The sequence below is a fragment of the Paenibacillus sp. EB106-05-06-XG162 genome, from assembly GCF_058791655.1.
In genome coordinates, this window is sequence record NZ_JBYTDT010000013.1 from 21787 (window position 1) to 41916 (window position 20130).

Genomic DNA, 20130 nt, shown 5'->3' on the forward strand with positions numbered 1-20130 from the left:
ATCGCTATACCGGCGATTAGTAGCTTATGTTAGACATAACATGGCCGCTGGCCGCGAAATTAAAAAATTCCGAGAAATTTCTTTCGTTTGCCGTGGGTTTCTACACGGGATATTATCTTATCAAGCTTCTGATTCACTTCCTCCTGGGCAGTCTTCGCAGACTTAACTTCCACGAGAAGTTCATTAACTCGCTGGCCAAGCTGACTCGTCGCAGCTGCCACTTCATTTTTTACCCGATCGTCAACGATTTGATCAATACGCTCAGAAAGTAAATTAACAGCATTAAATAAATCATCCATCCTCGAGGTTAAAAATGCGATATCGTAGCTGCTATTTAGCGTAGACACCAATGTCACAGACTCACTTTCTGAGTACCTCTTATACCTATCTACTACGCTATTTATCGCGCTATCGTATTGAACACCTCGTGATAGCAACTCCACTAAAGCTCGAAAGAGAAAAATCCGAGGTTGAAAAAGGAAGAACATAAGCTCGACTGTCAAGAACGACAGTTACATTGAATGAATGCAAAATACTCCACAGTGATCATCTTGTTTAGGCGGTGTATCTTGATTCTAAGTAACACCTGCGGTCTGCGCGTGGAAACCTTAACTAATAATCCGCTGTTAAACCTTTTGTCTTTTTGTATAGGTGATCGATAGAATTACAATAGATTAGGATAGGGGGCTAAATCAATCTTCGAACCAAATTTATCCTCCGCAATCTCCTGGATAACATCTACCATATCTGATATTCCATTTGCATCATAAATTTGGTTGTTACTATTCATTACTTCTAATAAATTATTCAATTGTTCATGGGTAAATTCATTTAAATTTTTCTCTACTTTATTAAATCGGGAATAAGTGTCTGAGTAATTAGTTGCTTTTGAAAAATAGGTAATGAGCATGTTGTGATATTCATCGATTCTATTAATATTTTTTGCTAGATCTTTGAATCTATAAAGAGCGATGAAATTAAAATTTTGTGATTTTAAGTAATCTTTTACTTTCATAAGGTGATCCTCGGGACTTGAACTAAGGAAATATGCTCTGACATAACGAGCATGAGTTATTATGATCTTAGCTTCGATCTTGTTACGCATATCATTTTCAATAAGTTTGAATAGACGTGGAGATAAATTGAAAAAATTAATCATTTTACTTATTGGATTTTTATTAAATGAAACTCGACTATAATACGCTTGATCATCCGTTAAACATTTAATGACTAGATCAGGATACAAGCGAAAAATTAATTCAACTGTAAGAGCATTTACATCTCGATTCTCATCACATTCTTTGTTTTCTAAAAGATAAGTGAATTTCCAGAGCTTTTTAAATAAGCTTGTAATTGCCTTCTCATTCATATGATCTAAATACTTGTTTTTAAACGCACGATTGAACATATCGTCATCTAAGTCAAGATCTTCATAGATCTGGGGTATTTTCTCAATGATAGTATCAACTAACTTTGCTGTATGAACTGTTGATTTGGTGAGAACCCCTTCAAGCATATTGCGAATATGAGCCCGAACTGTGTCTTTATTCGGCGTAAATAGTACATTATCTTCCGTATCAAGAATATTGGGGTGTGCGGATAAATTACGATGGCCCTTTAAACTATCAATATTATGCCTATCAGAAATTTCTAGCAGTTTTGTTTCCGCGAACACCCTATCGACTATTGTCATCTCCCATTTGGATGAGGTGATATCTTTATCTTTTTCTTTCTGGACATCTTCCAGGATTTTCTTTGCACCGGGGTCATCCTCACGTTCTACTTGGTCTTTAAGTTTATATACAAGATCAGATATCACGACAGCATAAAGAGAAAGTACTGCGGATCTATAATTACCGTTCGCATATGAACTCATAACCTCACGAAAATATTCTTTTGTCTTCGTGTGGTTAATACGCTCAGCTGCTAGGTCTAAAGAGTAGTCTTGCATCGTTAACGCTCCTTTGATTAAAGATATCTATACATTACCATGATTTGCATAGGAAAATCTAACCACGGATTAGCCTGTTTTAACGCTTGTCATAGCAGAAACATTCATCTATACTAAACGTAGATTATTACTTATGCTCAACTTTTGAGCTTGTTTCCAAGAACCTAAATCCTATTGGATTGTAATGAATCACAGGTGACGTATGTTCACTTGAATGATGATATTGCAGTCTAATAGGATTTTTTGCGTTCTATGGACCAAAAAACTATTGGAGGGTTTATTATGACAACAACAACTAAAGGAAATGTTACTGAAGCAACAAAAAGAGAGGTAATCATTAATGATTTTTCACGTTTTAAGGAAATGGTATTGATGACTTCCGCTGCTTGTGCGACAAAGGACACCGTACCAGTTCTTACAGGTATCAAAGTTGAAGTTAAGGATGGGAAGATGGTAATGATCGGTGGAGATGGTGTTCGTACAATTGTTAAAGGAGCAAATCAGATTATTGAAGTTGACAATCTCCAATTTTGTGTTCCAGGCAAATTACTTGCGAACATTGTAAAGAAGCTACCAGAAGGTACTGTGAAGCTAAGTTTTAACGACGGTCAGATAGAGATAAGGTCAGGCATGAGTAAATTTAAGCTCGGAACGTTAGAGGCAGAGTTGTATCCATCACTTGAAAGCAGCGGCGAGCCACTTACCAGTTTTAAAATCTCCGCTGAGAAATTACGTGCTGCACTTGTTGCAACGAGTTATGCCTGTAGCACAAATGAAGCAACACCGATACTTCAAGGTGTAAAAATTAGTGGTACTGAAGAGGGTTTGACTTTTACTGGAACGGATAGATTCCGCTTATCGCGGTTTAATATCCCGGATGTAGAAGTGAATCCTTTTTTTGTGGTTATCGATAAAATCTCGTGTGAGAATATTAGCGATATTCTTAGAAATGTAACTTCAGATTGCACAGTATACGTGCGCCATTCAACCTTATCAGTCATTTTGCCAGGAGTCGTTTTCAGTTCTCGCATTCTAGAAGGCAGCTTTCCGGATACAAGTAAGATCATCCCGGGCTCTGCAGAAATAGAAGTTGTCGTAGAAAAAGAATCAATGCTTAGAGCTTGTGATCGTGTATCACTTGTAGTAAGTGATAAAAATAAAGGGGTATTGTTACGGGCTAAAGAAGAAGCGTTGCTGATTTCTAATTTGAATAACGATAAAGGAAAGGCTCAAGAAGAGTTAAACTGTAGCATTACTGGAGATGATATGTTGGTTGCAATGGATTTAGTTTTTTTACAGGAAGCATTAAAAGCGATACCTACGTCTCATGTACGTATTTGCTTCAATGAGCGAAATAAGCCGCTCATACTGAAGCCTGAAGGGGAAGAGGCACCAGATACATTGGCACTTGTTATCCCAATACGTTATTTAGCTGAAGAGTAAGATGTGAACGAATGAAATAGTATGTTTCCTCATTTTGAGGAAGCATACTATTTTTGTTTGAGTCGAGGATAATTGGAGAAATAGCTAAATTGGAGGTAGTTAATTCATGAAACAGCAGATTAGTATTACATTCACAGATGGAAATGTAGTTCAAACCCAGGTCAACGGAACGCAAATGGAGGTCCTCCATTTTTACAGAGAGAACAATTTCAGTTTATGGCTAATAAACAACCAGCTTCAAGTGATACGTATTGACTTTCCTGAGCGCATTGTAAGATTAACAAAAAAATAAGGAGGGTCTTTACGAATGAAACAAATTAACGTCCTTCATGACAGTAATTCTATGAGGGTTGAGGAGCAGAAATGGATTACTAGACGCGTTGAAATCATAGAGGTTCATGATGAAAGTGGTCTTAACTTCTTTGAAGTCTATAATCTGCAGCATGAGTTATTAGGAGTAATTTACCCAGTAGATCAGGTGAATCATGAAGTGATCACGGCCGAATTGACTAGAGCATGCCCGATAGCCGATGCTTGGGAAGATGGATTGGGAAATTTATGTACAATGCAAGGATGGGGAGAGCATATAATAGATAGAGAAGAAGATGGAGACTTATAGATTCATATAACAACGATTTTATAAGGGAAGGGGATTTACCCGTGTCCGATACAATTAAGCCTAATGTATTCATTGGTTCTTCAAGAGAGGCAATAGATTATGCAGATGCTGTACATTCGTCGATACAACGTATTGCTCAAGTAACTCCATGGTATACTGATACATTTGGTCCTAACGAATATACAATGGAATCACTTGAAAAAGCACTTGACGTAAGTGATTTTGGTATATTCATTTTTGCACCAGATGATGTCGCATTATATCGAAATAAGTATGTCTTTATTACTCGAGACAATACCCTATTTGAGATGGGGCTATTTATAGGTAAATTGAAACTTAAACGTGTGTTTGCTATTGTTCCTGATGGCGTAACTACGCGTGATGATCTGATTGAAGGACAATCTGTAAAAGAGTTTCATCTTCTATCTGACCTTCAGGGGATAAACCTGCTTCGGTATGAGCAAAAAAGAACAGATACAAATTACGAAGCAGCTGTATCTGTAGCGTGTCGAAAAATTATTAGAGAAATTACAGACGCCGGAAATTTTCAGGACCCGTTATCTATTCTAGCCGAAAAAGAGTTAGAACTTGCGAAGAAACAAAGCTTGTTGCATTTTTTCTGGGACTATAATCGGAATGTCATGTCAAACCCCACGGAAAAGTATAGCGCATTAAGCGAGGCTGTTAGGAACTCAATGCTACTACCTGACGGATTTCGTGTGACAGGTGCAGCATTTTGGCAGAAGCAAGGTAATGATGGCATCAAACAAGTTGGAGGTAATGTAGGAAAAGGACGATTTTATGATTTTTCACGGCCTGAAGGAGCGCCAGTTATCTTTGTTTTAGATGCATATCATAGCGGTAAATGGAGTTTTTTTACACGCCAGGAACTTGCAGAGGTATGTGTGCTATGCTATCCTTTAGGTACAGACCATGTGCTTTCGGTTCATTTTTCCGGAAGAGGGTCAATTGGTAAAGAGCAATTAACTGAGATTATAAGCACTAATAACGACTTGCTTAGAACGTTAAATCATCTAATTGGAGGCGATTCCTTATGAATAATAATAACAAGAGGTATGGAGTCTCTCGTCCATCTTCCGGAAGCTGGCAAACAACAAAGGCATCATCTGGAAGTAAGGTGTTAAGTCGATCTAAGGTAAGTGCTTCAAGAACAAAAGCTATTTTCATGATTCCGACAGTCGAAGGAAAAGATGAAAAATATGTTAAGGTAGTGAGCGGTGATGTAGATCGTAGCAAACCGTCATTCGCATAAATATATCCGTATAACGAGCTTATGTATACTATAAGCTCGTTTTTTATTCCTCTGAATCCGGAAGGAGAACCCGCTTCATTAACTTAACTTTCATTTCAATATTGAGTGATTCTGTGTTATAATGTGGTCATTATTACCCCTACGCTCTTTTATGAGCTCGATGATCAAGTATTTGCCCTATTGGGTTAGATTAAGGATTTTTTCTGTCCTTATCTATCTCTATAGGGCTTTTTTGCGTTTAAAAAACTATTTCTATAGAGGAGAGGTCAAAATGGCTAGATTAACACAGGAAACGATGAAGAAGCTTTACGAGATCGATATACTGTCTTTTGCTGAAGCGATGAATGAGACATTAGAAAAACAAGGAAAACACTATTTTACCTACCGGAATGGCGGAGAGCGTACAGCGTCACTTTGCATAACACCTAGTAAGAACATGTGGACTGATTTTGGCGGATCCGGAACAGGATTTGATGTGATTAGCTTTTATGCATACCGTCAATATCAGACACCTAAGCCGCGAGGTGAAGTGTTTCTTGAGTGCGTGAAAGCTGTTGCGAGTATTGCTGGTATCCCTCTTGTTTATGAAGACGGGCGAACTGTCGAACCGGATTCTAAGTTCAAGGTTAAATCATTTGAAAGAAATAAGTATGAAGACGAGGATACACCGAAGGCGTCCGATGACCGAATTAATCACGTATACCACGCTTGGATGAATCAATTATCACTCAGCAGCAGGCATATGGATCATTTTAATCAGGAGCGGGCGATGAAAACGGAAGATGTTCATATAAGGCAATACCGAACACTTGAAGCGAATAAGTCAATGCGCAGAACACAAGTAGTGCAGCTCGTTCGAGACATCGGAGAACTTGATGGGGTTCCAGGATTCGCTTATATGAAAGCAGATGAAGAGGCCTTCTGGGATGTACTAGGGGGAGCGGGATTTCTAATACCTTTTCGCTCATTAACGAATATGATTCAAGGTTATCAGATTCGATTTGATGCCCCTCTTCCAGTGATCTCAGCCAAAGGCAATATCACGGTACGTCAAACATCGTTTAATGACATCACGATCATCGATCGTGAGACAGGTGAAATGGCTTGGGAAGGAACAAGGAATCAATTGCCGGTGAAACTTCCACAAGGTGAAGTTACATTGAAGCCCGGAGCAAAATACAAATGGCTCGCCAGTGGGGTATTCAAAGAACGTGGCGTTCTGAAAGGAACCTCAGTCGGTAATCCGTCACCTTATCATGCTGCCGTCCCTACATCAATTTTGTCTAAGTGGAAACCAGGGCAACCGATTCAGGAATGTCTGGACACATCTACAATATGGTGGGGAGAAGGGCCGTTAAAAGGAGACATTGCTAGTAATATCACTAACCGGTTACATCTTCAAACAGCCGGGGTAAATACTTGGAGGGTATTGTTAGAGCCCACACTCGCGCTTAAACCAAAAACGGTTATTCTCGGGTTTGATGCTGATAGTCAAACGAAAGAAGATTCTGTTGGGGAAGCCGTGATTCGTTGTGTAGAAGCGCTCAGGCCCATCTTTAAAGAGCAAGGTATCATTTTAAAAATAGCCGTTTGGCCAGAGTCTATAGCAAAGGGTTTAGACGATCTTTTTATACAAGGTTACCAACCTCAGATTGTAACGTTGTAGGGATAACGATCTCCTCAACAACAACCAGGCCGATCTGGGTAATTGAGGAAAGGGCTAATTGAGGACTCAGAACAAAAAGGAGATGCTGCATATGGATATCGATGAAGTCATTAAAATGCTAATCGATCTACAAGCAAAGACAGATAGTAAAGAGGTATATGTAACGATGGATAGTGGAATTGGATGTCTTATTGAAGACATCACCTTAATAGGCAATGATGTGGCAATTAAGATAACCTACTAAGGCAATCTGACCCTACCGTGGGGGTGTTTTTTTGAACTTCCCCCCCGGTGAAAGGGGAAGTCTCAGGAGGAAGCTATGAATAAATTGGATGAAATTTTCATTTTCTACATTTCTGATGGAGGCATTGTTAAAAAGACGATAACGAATCATAATCTTAATCGACTTATTGATGATGCTGAAGTGTCTACGTCTATATATTTGGCGGAACATGGTACTCGGATGGAGGGGGAGGAAGAGCTTAGAACAGATGATGGTTATGCTTCAATACTAAGCTCCATTCCAGGAGATCCCGCTTCAGAAAAAGTATTATTATCCTATGACTTTGATGGAGAGATTAAAGTCGCGGATGTAATGCAGAAATGTCGACATGATCTTATCTAGGAGCAAACCAAATTCAGGCTATCACAATTACAAATACGATCGCCGTTCACTCCGGCTCCACCTTCTTCAACCCATTCATTTGGAAAGTAACTGTGAAAATCGTACGCTGCAGCCGCTCCTCTTTTTTAAAAGTGCATACTTCAGGGCCTGAGGGTGTGTTTCCCTTGGGCTACTTACCTTGTTATTGTTTGAAAAACCAAGAAAGACGCAGAACAAGCGCACAAACTGGTGCGAACGATAATGGAGCGACTGGAATTAACCCTACATCCAACCAAGACCCGAATCGTGGGCATGTGGACCGGAGAAGAAGGATTCGACTTCCTCGGCGAGTTGGCGGCTTTTTTTCTACCATTTAGCGATTAATCACCAGGCCTGTAACGATATATATTTGTTACAAATGTGGACACAACTGAACTGGCGAAAGCTTGAGAAATCAAGCTTTTTAGTTTTTATGTCCCTACATTTGCTTCGTACTCAAACGCACAAAAGTGGAGACATTGTACGCAAACGACACAATTCCAGGGACATTGTCGTAAGTGGAGGATTGATTTGCATTCCTGTGTTTTGTCCTATTGTCAAGATTCGTGGTGGATTGAAACTGAAAGCGCAGAAACTTGCGAAATAAAGTATTTTTTGTTTATGAACAGAGTTTTGTGTATTGAAATGCACAAAAAAACGACATTATCTGACATTAAATAGGCCCCCGGTCTCTTTTACACCTTGTGTTAATTATGGTAAATTTTACGTATCGATAAGGGGTTCAAAGATTTCGACTTCTATTGACAATTAATCTCATTTTAACTTGAGAGGAGATGATTGCACGACAATTATTCAACCAGAGCAAACACAAATGGGGTTATTGGGGCTTGATTTCAATTTAGGTTATGAAAGGGGTTTATGTATGAAAAAGTTTAAAGCAAAAGCTATCATAACATCCGCTTTGCTAGTGTATATGGCACTGGCAGCTAGCAATGCATCTGCTGCTACACTTTATGACTCTAAAAATGGTGCATCAAATTTTACATCAGCATGGACGCTTGCAAAAGATGATGGTTCTGGAGTGGGTTATGCGTACATGGAATACGGATTTAACAAATTCGCAATTGACGAGGATTTTGTTTGGACAAATCATTCCTGGAAGGCACATTCTGCAATCGTTACTAGAGGAGGATCAAGTAGTAACTCTGCTAGTGCTTCAGAAATGAGCTGGGCTAAAATTGAAGTTTCACATAATAATAGTTGGGTTCAATATACGATGAGCTACTAAAATTATTCAACTATTCATACACGAGTATACAGAGGTATACAGAGTAGTACATCCTGCTCTGTGTATCTCTGTATATTTGCTGAAGGAGAGTACAATGATTGAAAAAAATAAAGTTCATTATTAGTTTCATCTTGATGGTAATTGGTTTTTTAATTACCGGTGAAAGCTACCAATTGTATTTAGATAATTTTGAAACAGCCAGCTATAATACTACGCTTTTCTTGAATGGATCACCTAACAATACAAAGGAAAAAATGATCCAAGATATAACAAAAGCTGCCGAACAAAACCAAGTGAAATTATATACTGTCGTATCAGATGTGAAAAGTATGTTATTAAGCGAACGTCGCATTTATGGGACCAAAGATACAGATAAATATATCAAGGAGAATTATCAGATTTATGAAAGTAGCTTTCCCAGCTTATTATCAGGTACAAAGAAAATCATTTTTTATGAACTAGAAGACCTCGTACAGAATGAAGAATTGGCAAGCATATCCCAATATTATCTTATTGGGGATAAGGATAACATTATTAAATTTAAAGATGATCTGAATGGAGTTTATGCAGGGAATTTCCCACAAGAAGGATATAGTAGTTCTGGAACAGTAAATATATTTTTGATTTGGCTCCTTATCTCAATCGTTATGCTGTTTCTATCTTATTATGATGTGATCTTACAGAAAAAGGAGAACTTTATCCGGATTTCTTTAGGAGAGAGAACGAGTTTCATTGTTTTACGAAATATAGTTTTGGATACTGTCATGTATTTAATTATGTTTTTGGCACTATTATTTGTATTACAAAACTATACTAGTACATTTTTTCACTTACAGATTTCTGCCGGAATTTTCAGTGTAATGTTGTTTTTTAATGCTCTGTTATATATGAACCTTTATTTCTACAATATTAAAGAAGCATTGATAAATGTAAAAAGCTCAAAAAAGTTACTTATTATGAATTATGGATTAAAAATTGTTACTGTCACCATTGCATTAACCGTTATTTCTAGTAACATTGTCGTTATTCTTGAAGCCTTACAGTTTTATCAACAGCGCACTTTTTTTAAAGAACGTGCTGACTATTATTATGTAGAGTTGGCATATGGCTCTATGCCTGATCAGGATGAACAACACTCCATCGCAAAGCTTCATGAAGGATTTCTGGTAACGGAAAAGTTTTACCGCAAGTTTTTCAATCAGTTTGATGCGACACAACTCGTTACTTCAGGCGTTTTGAGCAGCAATGTGATGTTGGCAAACCAAAATAGCTTGGCTTACTTGCAAGAACGTATAGATGAGCTCAGCAAAGTTAATCTGCAAAAAGAATTATATTTTATATTACCTAGCCACATGAAAAACGATTCAGATATGATTGATAAGTTGAAAAGTAGTCTGGAAATCATTGAACAAAATGAATTCCAATATGACTTTGATATTCTCTTTTATGATGGCAACCCAAAATTAATATGCATAGATCAACTTTCATTAAACGGCAGTTATTATATGAAAAGTCCAATCATTATTTATAATAACGTGGATCAAAGTCAAAGAGTTGACTCGGCAGACGTAAGTCCATTCCGTTTAGATTATGCTCATGATATATTGTACAAACTTTCTCCCGCTATGGTCGCCAATTACATTGCTGAACATAGTTCACAAAATAATAAACTACATTACAAAATAACGAATGCACTTGAGAGATATGAATATCAGTGGAATATTATGAAGAGAACTCTGTACTTGAACATAATAATAAGTATATTAATACTAGTTCTAGAATTTGTAATCATTAAGTCTATACTTCGTTTAGAATATGAAGTAAACGCTTTAGAATTATCTATAAAAAAGATACTAGGATATAATATTTGGCAAAAAAACAGAAAAATATTACTTGTCACATTAATCCCTACAATTCTAGGTGTGTTCGGGGCAACGATTGTGATATTTTATCTCAAAATGGATATTTTTAACTATCTTATTTATGGCAGTTTATTTGTTTTGTTAATCGAACTCTATATTATTTTGACTTACATACGAAAGCTCGAAAAAGCCAAAATACAAAAAATATTAAAGGGAGGGAACTTATGATAGAGATCAATAACGTATCGAAATCATTTGAAGGTAGAGTCTTGTTTTCTAATCTGGAGTTTAAAATAGAAAATGGTGAGTTCGTTATTTTCTCTGGCGTAAGCGGATGTGGTAAAACGACTCTTCTCAATATGATCGGAGCGATTGAACCTATTGACAGCGGTGAAATTCTTGTGGACAGTTTCAATATCCACAATAGAAAATACCAACTTCAGTACTTAAAATATAAAATTGGATTTCTTTTTCAAAATTTTGCATTTGTAGAAAATAAGACGGTGAAAGAGAATTTGAATTTCGTCCTTAGAGATTGTCAATCAGGAGTATCCATTGAACAGGCTTTGGAAATGGTTGGTTTAAAGGATAAGCTGAATAAAAAAGTATATACCTTATCTGGAGGGGAACAACAGCGAGTAGCACTGGCAAGAATAATGGTGAAAAAATGCGAGATCATTTTGGCAGATGAACCAACTGGCTCACTTGATAAAAAAAATGCAGAAGCTGTATTGGACATTATTAAGCATCTGCATCACCAAGGGAAAACGGTAATTTTGGTGACGCATGACGAAGAAATAAAGAAGAAAGGGGAGCGGATTATCACCTTATGAAAACAATGTTTAGACAAAGAAAAGCCTTGATTGTTATAGTTGGAATTGCTTTATTGGGCTTTCTAGTGTGGAGTTTGTCCTGGTTTGTTTATGTAAGTGTTAATTATGCTCCTTATACGGAGACGGTTCCAAAGAATAGATTCGGTTCAAATCATATTGTAGATTCTGATGGCTATAACTTTAATGTTCAAAAACCGGTTTTTTTATTTTTTACAGGTAATTTGGGGTCTGTTGCACCTGATGGCAATGTTTCTTTAATCATTTGGCCCAAAGTGTTTGGAGGATATGAATACGGGGTTCGCATACAAGACATTAGTGGTGGTTATGAAATAATGGTAGATGCCAATGGCAAAGCCCTTCGGCTAGGGGAAAGCGAAAAAGATTATAAAAAAATGGTAGAGGTTATTCAAAGAAATAAAGAGGGCATTCAAAAAATATTTGATAAAGTGAACAAACAATGGAGTTTAACTTAATAGTTCCTCCAGAGTAATCATCTATTTTTAAATATCTTACTAGGCAGCGGTCCGCGATATTGCGGACTTTTTGTCTAGAGTGTGGACATTGGCATGCTCGCTCATGCTGAAGCACTTCAAAACAAAGAAAAAATCGCCAGATTCGTAAAAATGAAGACGGTTGGCTATCGATTCATGAAACGCGACTGATGTTTAAGAAATTTGATCACATGCCGGCGGGCAATTTCCAAATGGCCCGTATCTGTAGGATGCACATCGGACGGGATCTCGCAAAAATGAGTCCATGTGCAAACTTTGCATCGTCCGTCCGTGAACATCGATGCTCATAGAAAATGATCTTCGATCAGATACTTTCCGTGAGAAATTCTTTGATGATAGATTAGTTTTTTTAAATAATTGAGACTACATCTTAAACAGACTTCTACAAGGACATCATCATTGTATACTGCAGGTGCTGGAATTAAGGAAAGAGGATGGCTGTGATTTCAATTCTCTATGCCTATATGCATATGACTATGTCTTTTAGAGAAAAGTGATTTTAATGTTAGAGCATTTTTATCGTCGAAATCGAAATGATATTAATCCTCCAATCTACTACGAGCTGAAAACAGTTACTAAGCTAATTCATAATGAGATCAAATATATATTAGGCGAGTACATAAGACAGCCTCAAAAAAACTGGTACAAACGAGTACGCATTGTTTTAGATACTCAATAAGGTAACATCTGCGTAGATTTCTTTTTTTGGATGGCTAAAAATTGCAGAAGAGGTGCCCGAAAGGAATATACTCCGAGTTGGAGTGAAATCGAAAAATGAAAGGCGCTTGTTTCCCTAGATTTGCATTTAAATATAATATTTCAACTGAGAACTGAGAAGCAACCAATAGAATACTACATGACCATAAAATCAGCGAAGTGAAATACCAATTAATGATTGTCCCAATTGTACAGTATTTAATAGGAGGGAGATTAAGCACATGAGATCATTCACTCCACAATATGTGGCCATTGTGGGTTTGATAAATCAAGCGAAGAAAACAAAGATTTGCAAATATGATGACGGCTATTTTTTGAATTCAGATTTTGGTCGGATAATGAAATCCAAAACAAAATGACTATCTCGATTAACGAGCTCAATTCATTGAGGGGGTCATTTTCATTTTTTAAAACCCAAAGTGGATTGAATGAAGGCCATTCTCGTGAGTTCCATCAACTTTCAGGAAGGCTTTAGGCTTGATTTTTATATAAACTTTGTAACGAATCGTCTATAGATAAGTCTTATATATGGAGGAGGTAAGAATAAGACGGATTTTGAATATATACAATCAATATTTCAAGGATGTTTACAGGTTTGTCTTGTCTATTTGCAGAGGACAGTCGCTTAAGAGATAACACAGGAAACTTTTATTAAAAAAGCAGCATCCATCAATTTAAGGGCCAATGTAAAATCAATGTTCTTCTCCAACCCTTCGGAAAGGCAAAAGCGGTATGTGGCATATAATACAACTGAAGCTGCAAGTGAGAACAAGTATCGAAGAATCGCTGATTGATAAGGAAGAGGATTTCAAAATTGGTAAAATAATTACATGGTTTAGAGGAGCCTTATAAAGAAGTATTTACTTTAAGGTGTTTTGAGAATTGTTGTTTGCCCAGATTAGCCAAATATTTGAGTAAACAGATAGATGGTCAAGGGTTACATTCCACCGAGCCAAACGAAAAGTACAAGACCTGTTGAAGGAGGATTAAGGTATTGGGGAAAATATCGTGTGAGACGATTAAAGATTTACTGCCATTGTATTATGACGAGGTGTGCAGCTTTGAAAGCGCCAGATTAGTTGAAGAACATCTTGCAGAATGCCAGAGCTGCCGACTAGAAATGGACAAAATCAAGGTAGCAATAAGCTTGCCGATAGAAGTGGTTGAAAAAAATTATAGTGAGGGAGAAGCAATAAAAGGGATAGCAGCTCATTGGAAACGTTCTAAAGCAAAAGCGTTTGTCATAGGTCTACTCAGTGCCGTGTTGCTATTTGGAGGTTATGTAGGTCTGTTTAAATGAGGGATTATGAAAGTATCTGCTGATGTGATAAAAAATTGCCGTAGTGAGCAAAGTTAACAGATGGTTATATACGAACTCCTCGATCGTAATTTTTATAACATACTACATATTGGTACAATATATTGAAAATGAATAACATCAAGAGGCGCATTCGATAGTTCGTGGAGGGTTTTTGTATGCTTGAAGGAACAATGAGCAAATCTCATTAGAATCGTTTAAAGGATGGTCGTGGGCAAGGTATTTGAGTGAGGTTGCAGCGGGGAATGAAGAAAAGAATTAAAAAAGTAGATCGGCATTTTTGCCGGTCTATTTTTTCATCCGATATGGCTGAGGTTTGATTTGTTTGTTAAAGTAGAATCGAAAGAGGTGCTTATAGTGAATAAATCAGTAATAGATTCAACATCAAAAATAATAACAACGATTACAGAACAGAATATTAGTACCATAGAGAAAGTACATAACATGATTAAAACAAGGCGGTACATTGGGCAGAATATATTCCTGTTCTTCGGTATATTACTGATAGGAGGATATATTTATGCCACACATACCTATTTTAAGAGTGTCTATGCGTTATTTATATTTCTCCCTCTCATTGGGAATTTTCTTTTGTTAGGAATAAAGAGAGAAAGATATAAAGATTTGATATATCATTTAAATATTTATTGGATATGTTTCTGTTGAGATAATTTTTGGCTATTTAGTGTATCAATATATCTATATCATAATGAACGGTTATACGGTTAATCTAATAGATAGTATATTATTTTTAATCTGTTTAGCTATGAGTCTATTGTTTATTTATTCTTTTTACTACTCATCTAAGAGTGCTGCAGAAGCAACAACAAGGACCTTTTTTGGTAAACATTTAAAAATTACAATAAAGATCACTAATGGTGAAAACATAATCGGTGAATTAATTACTATTACAAATAAGAATGATTATGTTGTTAGAGTGAATTGTACCAATGAAGAAATACTAGTGAAGAACCAAAGCATTATGTTACTTTCAATCACTGAATGAATAAGGTAGGGAACATCAATTGAAGTTATTAAGTCTCGCACTAATGCGAGGCTTTTAATTGGAGAAATTTATGACAATTTTCCTGAATAAAATATTGAATTATTAAACATCCTGACATATTATGTTATAGTTTATGGAAGATCATACCTATGATTGCATATAGATGAATTGAGGCTATTATGCAATCAATCAACCAAGGACCGTAGTCGGTCTTTCTATTTTTATGAGGGAAAAATGTATTAGAGACGAGAATGAATGATTTGTCGAAGGAGCATAAATAATGGATTATCATATTAAAAAAATGTTAGTAGATAATGAATCATTCAAGGGATACCATCTAAATGGAACTGAGATTAAACAGTTGTCCAATCTTTCAAAGATAAATTTGTTCATTGGTTCAAATAACTCAGGCAAAAGTAGATTTGTGAGAAATTTGTTTCATCAGCCATCCTATTCTATAGTTCCAACAAGAGTCGACCTTCCTCAGTTAAATTCACTTATTGATTCTTATAAAAGCGATGTTCAAAGTATAATAAACCGTTTCGGTATCGTTGACTATGGGAGTTGTGTTTCTGATCTATCTACTATAGCCGAAATAAATTATATAAAAAGTGAGATTGATTATTTGGCTATGTTTCAACGTTGTGTTGAGACTTTAAGAAATGTTAATTCAATTTCAAACGTAAGTGTTACTACAAGAGGTTACTATGGTTTTAGTGATGACCAACATACTAATATAAAGTATGATCTAAAATCCATTGGAGAAGATTATTCAAAGAAAATTAAGGAGATTGTTGGCTCTTCTCCAGGAAAATATAGTTTTAAAAAGGTGTATATACCAACGTTACGGGGGTTAAGACCTTTTGATAATGAAGTTGACTTTTATTCCAAAAGAACAAAACATGACTATTTTCCAAACATAGAGGATTCTGATTTAATTTTTTCTGGGCTCGAAATGTATAAAAAAGTTAAAGAACTATTGTTAGGTGATTTGCAAGCAAGAGAAAAAATCAGTGACTTTCAAAAATTTTTAGGAGATACTTTTTTTGATGGGCAACAAGTTGCCCTAATACCTTCAATAAATTCAGATGTTCTAAATGTCAAAATAGGCAAAGAGAAGGAACAACCTATTTATAATCTGGGTGACGGTATTCAATCTATTATTATTCTTACTTTCCCACTATTTATCAACAAGGATGAGAATTTATTAGTTTTTATTGAAGAACCGGAGTTATATCTACATCCTGGTTTACAAAGAAAATTAATTGATACCTTCATGGGTTTTAGTAATTTTCAATATTTTATAACAACTCACTCAAATCACTTCTTAGATATTACTTTAGATGTAGATGCAATCTCAATCTATACATTTAGGAAACGTCTGGAAAATGAGGGAATGGCAAGAGAGGCAACAGCGAATTTCATCATTGAAAACACCAGTAATGAAGATAACAGTATTCTTGAATTGATTGGTGTTAAAAATTCATCTGTATTTTTATCGAATTGTACAATATGGGTGGAAGGAATCACTGATAGATTTTATCTTAGGCATTATTTAGGTTTATACTTTAAATCATTACCAGATAAAGAAAAAGAGCATTTTAAGGAAGATTTGCATTATTCATTTGTGGAATATAGTGGTGGCAATATAACTCATTGGTCATTTTTAGATGATGAAGATAGATCACAAGAGGAAACGTATAAAACAATGAATGCTGACAGACTTTGTAGCAGGTTATTCCTCGTCACTGATAAGGATGGTGAAGTCAAAAATGAACGTCATAGAAAATTGAAAAGGAAATTAGGAAAACGATACTATTGCTTAGATTGTAGAGAGATTGAAAATTTGATAAGTAAAAATGTACTTTTAGAAGTAATTTCGGAATATGAGAGAAGTTCAGTAGCAAAACTAAAATTTAGGCATAATTTTATAGAGAATGATTATAAAAATGAATATATAGGGTCCTTTATTGATAGTAATCTAAAAAATAGATCAAGAAAATCGAAGTATGGGGCTGCTTCGGGTACGATTAATGACAAGTTGGGATTCTGTAAACGTGCTATTAGTTATACTAAGAATTTTAACGACCTCTCAACCGAAGCGCAAAAATTGATTAAGAAAATATATGACTTTATAAAAGAACAAAATGGATAGCTGGACTTTTTGCACTGGCATTCACGCTAATCTACGTTAACTTATTTATTCTCTTCAGCCGCGACATCAGAGGATAATTCATTAAGCAGGTATAAAGGTGATATTGTAAGTCCAGATAGATGAGTTTATGTTATAAGTTTGATCATCCTAATTGTGTTTTTTATTGTTTTAATGTATATTGTATACAACAAATTAAATGTAACAATTTAGCGAAAGACGCAGATTCACTCCTTTGGAGTGAGTTTGCGTCTTTTTTTATTTCCTCAGAAAGGAGAAAAATAGTGAAATCAAGCATCGTTTATTGGGCATTAGGTGGGTTCGCCATCATTTCATGTGTTAGTTTTTTGCTTCTTTCACGGCGTAAGTCATCAAAGAAAACCAATAGATTTGTTGGTTTAAATAGCACATCAAAGATGCCGTCCACTAAGGAAACAATGAAATGGTTTGAAGAAGCATCAGCCTCCGTGGATTTGAACATCCATGAAGTAAAAGAGCGGGTAATTGAACGGCATGTCGGTACATCGGTCATTGCGATTGCTGGTGTGGATCGTGGAGCGGGTGCAACGCATCTCTCCATTGCACTTGCTAACCACTTAGTAAAGCAGAAGTACAAGGTAGCTTTGGTTGAAGCTAATGCCCTGGATGAGTTTTGTTACATCGAAAAGGCTTATGAAGGGACAAAGCATCTCATCAATAGCCCGTCATTTGTAATTAATGGTGTGACCTATTACCGTTCTTTCGAAACGGATGATATGTCCAAGTTAATGAATGAGTACAGCTATGTGATCTTGGACACGGGTAAGCTTGAAGAGTCATCAATGCATGATCAGTTCTTCCGCGCTAACATTTCCGTGGTCGTATCAAGAAGTGCCGAGTGGAAGCAACATACCTTAATGGAGTTTCTTCAGAAATATGAACCAGATTGCGAAGATTGGCGAATCTGTGTGAACGAAGGATTGGATCTTTCACTAGGTGATGTTCGTAAAGAGCTTTCCGATTTTGATGTCATCGGAATTCCATCTTGTCCGGACCCATACCAGCTATCAAAGGATATGCATGCTGCATTGGATAAAATCAGTTCATTTCAGATGAAACGGATATCCTTTTTGGAAAAGAAGAAGGCTGCGTATTTTAAGAGAATTAATGAGGATTAGAGGAGTTGAAATTTGTGTCAATCATGCGCCAACGCACGAAAAATTTAATCATCACGGGATTAGCAGGGGCAGTATTCTCAGGCGTCATAGGTGCTGGTGTTGTGGTCTATAACCAGACTCAGTACATGAAGCAAAAGAATAGAATCATTGCTGAATACGAGAAGAAAGAGAAAGAGCCCCGCATTATCGTGTATGTAACTCAAAAAGATATCGCGGCGGGATCTAAGTACACCAAGGAATTGTTTAAACCAGTTGAAGTTTTTAAAAGCATGGTATCCGAAGATGCCATAAGCAGCCTTGATGAAATTATTAATAAGATCGCAAAGGTAGCAATCAAGCCGAATACGGTGATCACCGAATCGTTGGTCTTTGAGAAGGATAAATTATCCATGGATTTACGGAACAACGAATTTACGGAGATTCATCTACCACAAAAGTTAACGACAAATGATTTCATTGACGTACGGATCAATTTTCCTACAGGACAAGATTACATCGTAATGTCCAAGAAAAAGGTTAAAGATCTTCAGGTAGGGAAAGTTTGGTTCGAGATGAATGAATCTGAGATTCTTACACTCTCATCTGCTATGGTAGACGCCTATCTAAACGGGGGTAAACTGTACGGCTTATCATATATCGAACCTGGATATCAGGAAAAAGCAGATGTGAACTATCCGGTTAATGATGCTGTTCTGGAATTGATGAAGACCAATCCTGATCTCTTATCTACAGCTAGGCAAAAACTAACTGCGATGATGCGCAAATCGCTTGATGAACGTTTAGAGAAATTAAAAGAAGCGGGAATTACACCAACACCAATTTCTCCACAGGGGAAGGACAATACTTCGAATGGCTCCCAGACACAAAATCCTTCACTAAACCAAACGGTACCTAATAATTCCAATGTCGCTGCAGATCCGTCGGGTGAAACGAAACCAACTACAAACACCACCAATCCGGATAATGTGGAAAGTGATGCGAATGCGACTTCAACTGAGGATATTTTCAATCAGAATGCAAGTTTCACACCATAGGAGGGTCATAAATGAAAACAGGTGTTTTTATAGGGAGCTGTGACAAAAGCGACTTCCTCTTATACCTTGCTTCTTTCTTAAAGGAAGCAGATAAAAAGGTCCTTGTCATTGATGCGACTGAAAGGCAATGGTTAGGATTTACCGTTTCGAAAGGTTGGGAAACGAAATGTACTGTTGTGGATTACTTTGGTGTTGATGTTGCTATAGGGTTTAGTCGTTATAAAGATGTTTTAGCAGCGGTCGATAAGTCAGGTTACGATCTTGTTCTAATTGATTTAGATCGACCAGAATTTTTGAAGGAAGCTAAACTATCTGATGCAATCCACTTCCTTGTATCCACATTCGAAAAGGATGTTGTTTTCCGAAACTTAAAACTATTACAAGAAATGACATCGACTGATAAACCATTATCTATGCCATCATTCATTTTCCGCGCATTGGAATGCAGCATTGACGAGGACTATATCACTGAAATTTATAACCAGTTACCCATCGTTCTCTCACCGGTCCACTTAATTCCGTTTGATGAGTGGGATGCCCAGCTCAAGATTGAAAACGCATTTCATATGAAAGTTACAGTGAAGCGTTTGACCAATTCATATGTTACTGCAGTACAAGCAGCCGCAACCTTACTTTTTGATTTAGACCGGGGCTTAATGAAGAAATCTTGGAAGGCTCTACAAAGGAGGAAGTAA

Annotated in this window: 20 protein-coding genes; 18 read left to right on the forward strand and 2 right to left on the reverse strand. The window is 36.6% G+C overall.

The features are described from left to right. Positions 1-59: 59 nt before the first annotated feature. On the reverse strand, positions 60-299 hold the full coding sequence (locus tag AC3WU2_RS22620; protein WP_492457256.1) for a hypothetical protein: 240 nt from the start codon (positions 297-299) through the stop codon (positions 60-62). Positions 300-664: 365 nt separating this feature from the next. After that, positions 665-1951, reverse strand: a complete 1287-nt coding sequence (locus AC3WU2_RS22625; protein WP_492457257.1) for a hypothetical protein — start codon at positions 1949-1951, stop codon at positions 665-667. A gap of 282 nt (positions 1952-2233) precedes the next feature. Here AC3WU2_RS22625 and dnaN point away from each other — a divergent pair, with 282 nt between their 5' ends. The 18 genes from dnaN to AC3WU2_RS22715 all read left to right on the forward strand — a co-directional run bounded on the left by dnaN (position 2234) and on the right by AC3WU2_RS22715 (position 20130). Further along, on the forward strand, positions 2234-3394 hold the full coding sequence (gene dnaN / locus AC3WU2_RS22630; RefSeq protein WP_492457258.1) for a DNA polymerase III subunit beta: 1161 nt from the start codon (positions 2234-2236) through the stop codon (positions 3392-3394). 106 nt (positions 3395-3500) lie between these two features. After that, positions 3501-3686 (forward strand): hypothetical protein, encoded by a 186-nt coding sequence (locus AC3WU2_RS22635; protein WP_492457259.1) that lies wholly within the window; start codon positions 3501-3503, stop codon positions 3684-3686. 15 nt (positions 3687-3701) lie between these two features. Further along, a complete protein-coding gene (locus tag AC3WU2_RS22640) occupies positions 3702-4013 on the forward strand; it encodes a hypothetical protein (protein WP_492457260.1) in 312 nt (103 codons plus the stop codon). A gap of 41 nt (positions 4014-4054) precedes the next feature. Beyond that, positions 4055-5071 (forward strand): TIR domain-containing protein, encoded by a 1017-nt coding sequence (locus AC3WU2_RS22645; RefSeq protein ID WP_492457261.1) that lies wholly within the window; start codon positions 4055-4057, stop codon positions 5069-5071. Further along, on the forward strand, positions 5068-5286 hold the full coding sequence (locus tag AC3WU2_RS22650; RefSeq protein ID WP_492457262.1) for a hypothetical protein: 219 nt from the start codon (positions 5068-5070) through the stop codon (positions 5284-5286). Before AC3WU2_RS22645 ends, AC3WU2_RS22650 begins: the two co-directional genes overlap by 4 nt. A gap of 271 nt (positions 5287-5557) precedes the next feature. Continuing rightward, the gene (locus AC3WU2_RS22655) at positions 5558-6952 is read left to right on the forward strand and encodes a hypothetical protein (RefSeq protein ID WP_492457263.1); all 1395 of its coding nucleotides are present in this window, start codon (positions 5558-5560) and stop codon (positions 6950-6952) included. A 91-nt stretch (positions 6953-7043) separates the two neighbouring features. Further along, the gene (locus AC3WU2_RS22660) at positions 7044-7196 is read left to right on the forward strand and encodes a hypothetical protein (protein WP_492457264.1); all 153 of its coding nucleotides are present in this window, start codon (positions 7044-7046) and stop codon (positions 7194-7196) included. Positions 7197-7271: 75 nt separating this feature from the next. After that, complete coding sequence (locus tag AC3WU2_RS22665) at positions 7272-7577, forward strand: hypothetical protein (RefSeq protein ID WP_492457265.1); 306 nt, start codon at positions 7272-7274, stop codon at positions 7575-7577. Between the two features lie 240 nt (positions 7578-7817). Then, positions 7818-7940, forward strand: coding sequence for a hypothetical protein (locus tag AC3WU2_RS22670; RefSeq protein WP_492457266.1), 123 nt, complete (start codon positions 7818-7820; stop codon positions 7938-7940). Positions 7941-8478: 538 nt separating this feature from the next. After that, a complete protein-coding gene (locus tag AC3WU2_RS22675) occupies positions 8479-8844 on the forward strand; it encodes a mediterrocin family bacteriocin (RefSeq protein ID WP_492457267.1) in 366 nt (121 codons plus the stop codon). A 98-nt stretch (positions 8845-8942) separates the two neighbouring features. Then, the gene (locus AC3WU2_RS22680) at positions 8943-10934 is read left to right on the forward strand and encodes a DUF1430 domain-containing protein (RefSeq protein ID WP_492457268.1); all 1992 of its coding nucleotides are present in this window, start codon (positions 8943-8945) and stop codon (positions 10932-10934) included. Continuing rightward, complete coding sequence (locus AC3WU2_RS22685) at positions 10931-11539, forward strand: ABC transporter ATP-binding protein (RefSeq protein WP_492457269.1); 609 nt, start codon at positions 10931-10933, stop codon at positions 11537-11539. Before AC3WU2_RS22680 ends, AC3WU2_RS22685 begins: the two co-directional genes overlap by 4 nt. Then, positions 11536-12012: a hypothetical protein gene (locus AC3WU2_RS22690; protein ID WP_492457270.1), complete on the forward strand. Its 477-nt coding sequence runs from the start codon at positions 11536-11538 to the stop codon at positions 12010-12012. The genes AC3WU2_RS22685 and AC3WU2_RS22690 overlap by 4 nt, the downstream gene beginning before the upstream one ends. A 1750-nt stretch (positions 12013-13762) precedes the next feature. Continuing rightward, the gene (locus tag AC3WU2_RS22695; RefSeq protein WP_492457271.1) at positions 13763-14068 is read left to right on the forward strand and encodes a zf-HC2 domain-containing protein; all 306 of its coding nucleotides are present in this window, start codon (positions 13763-13765) and stop codon (positions 14066-14068) included. 1304 nt (positions 14069-15372) lie between these two features. After that, a complete protein-coding gene (locus AC3WU2_RS22700; RefSeq protein WP_492457272.1) occupies positions 15373-17247 on the forward strand; it encodes an AAA family ATPase in 1875 nt (624 codons plus the stop codon). Between the two features lie 281 nt (positions 17248-17528). Next, entirely contained in the window at positions 17529-18401 is an 873-nt protein-coding gene (locus tag AC3WU2_RS22705) for a hypothetical protein (protein WP_492457273.1), read from the forward strand. A 23-nt stretch (positions 18402-18424) separates the two neighbouring features. Further along, positions 18425-19435: an SAF domain-containing protein gene (locus AC3WU2_RS22710; protein WP_492457386.1), complete on the forward strand. Its 1011-nt coding sequence runs from the start codon at positions 18425-18427 to the stop codon at positions 19433-19435. A gap of 11 nt (positions 19436-19446) precedes the next feature. After that, complete coding sequence (locus AC3WU2_RS22715) at positions 19447-20130, forward strand: hypothetical protein (protein WP_492457274.1); 684 nt, start codon at positions 19447-19449, stop codon at positions 20128-20130.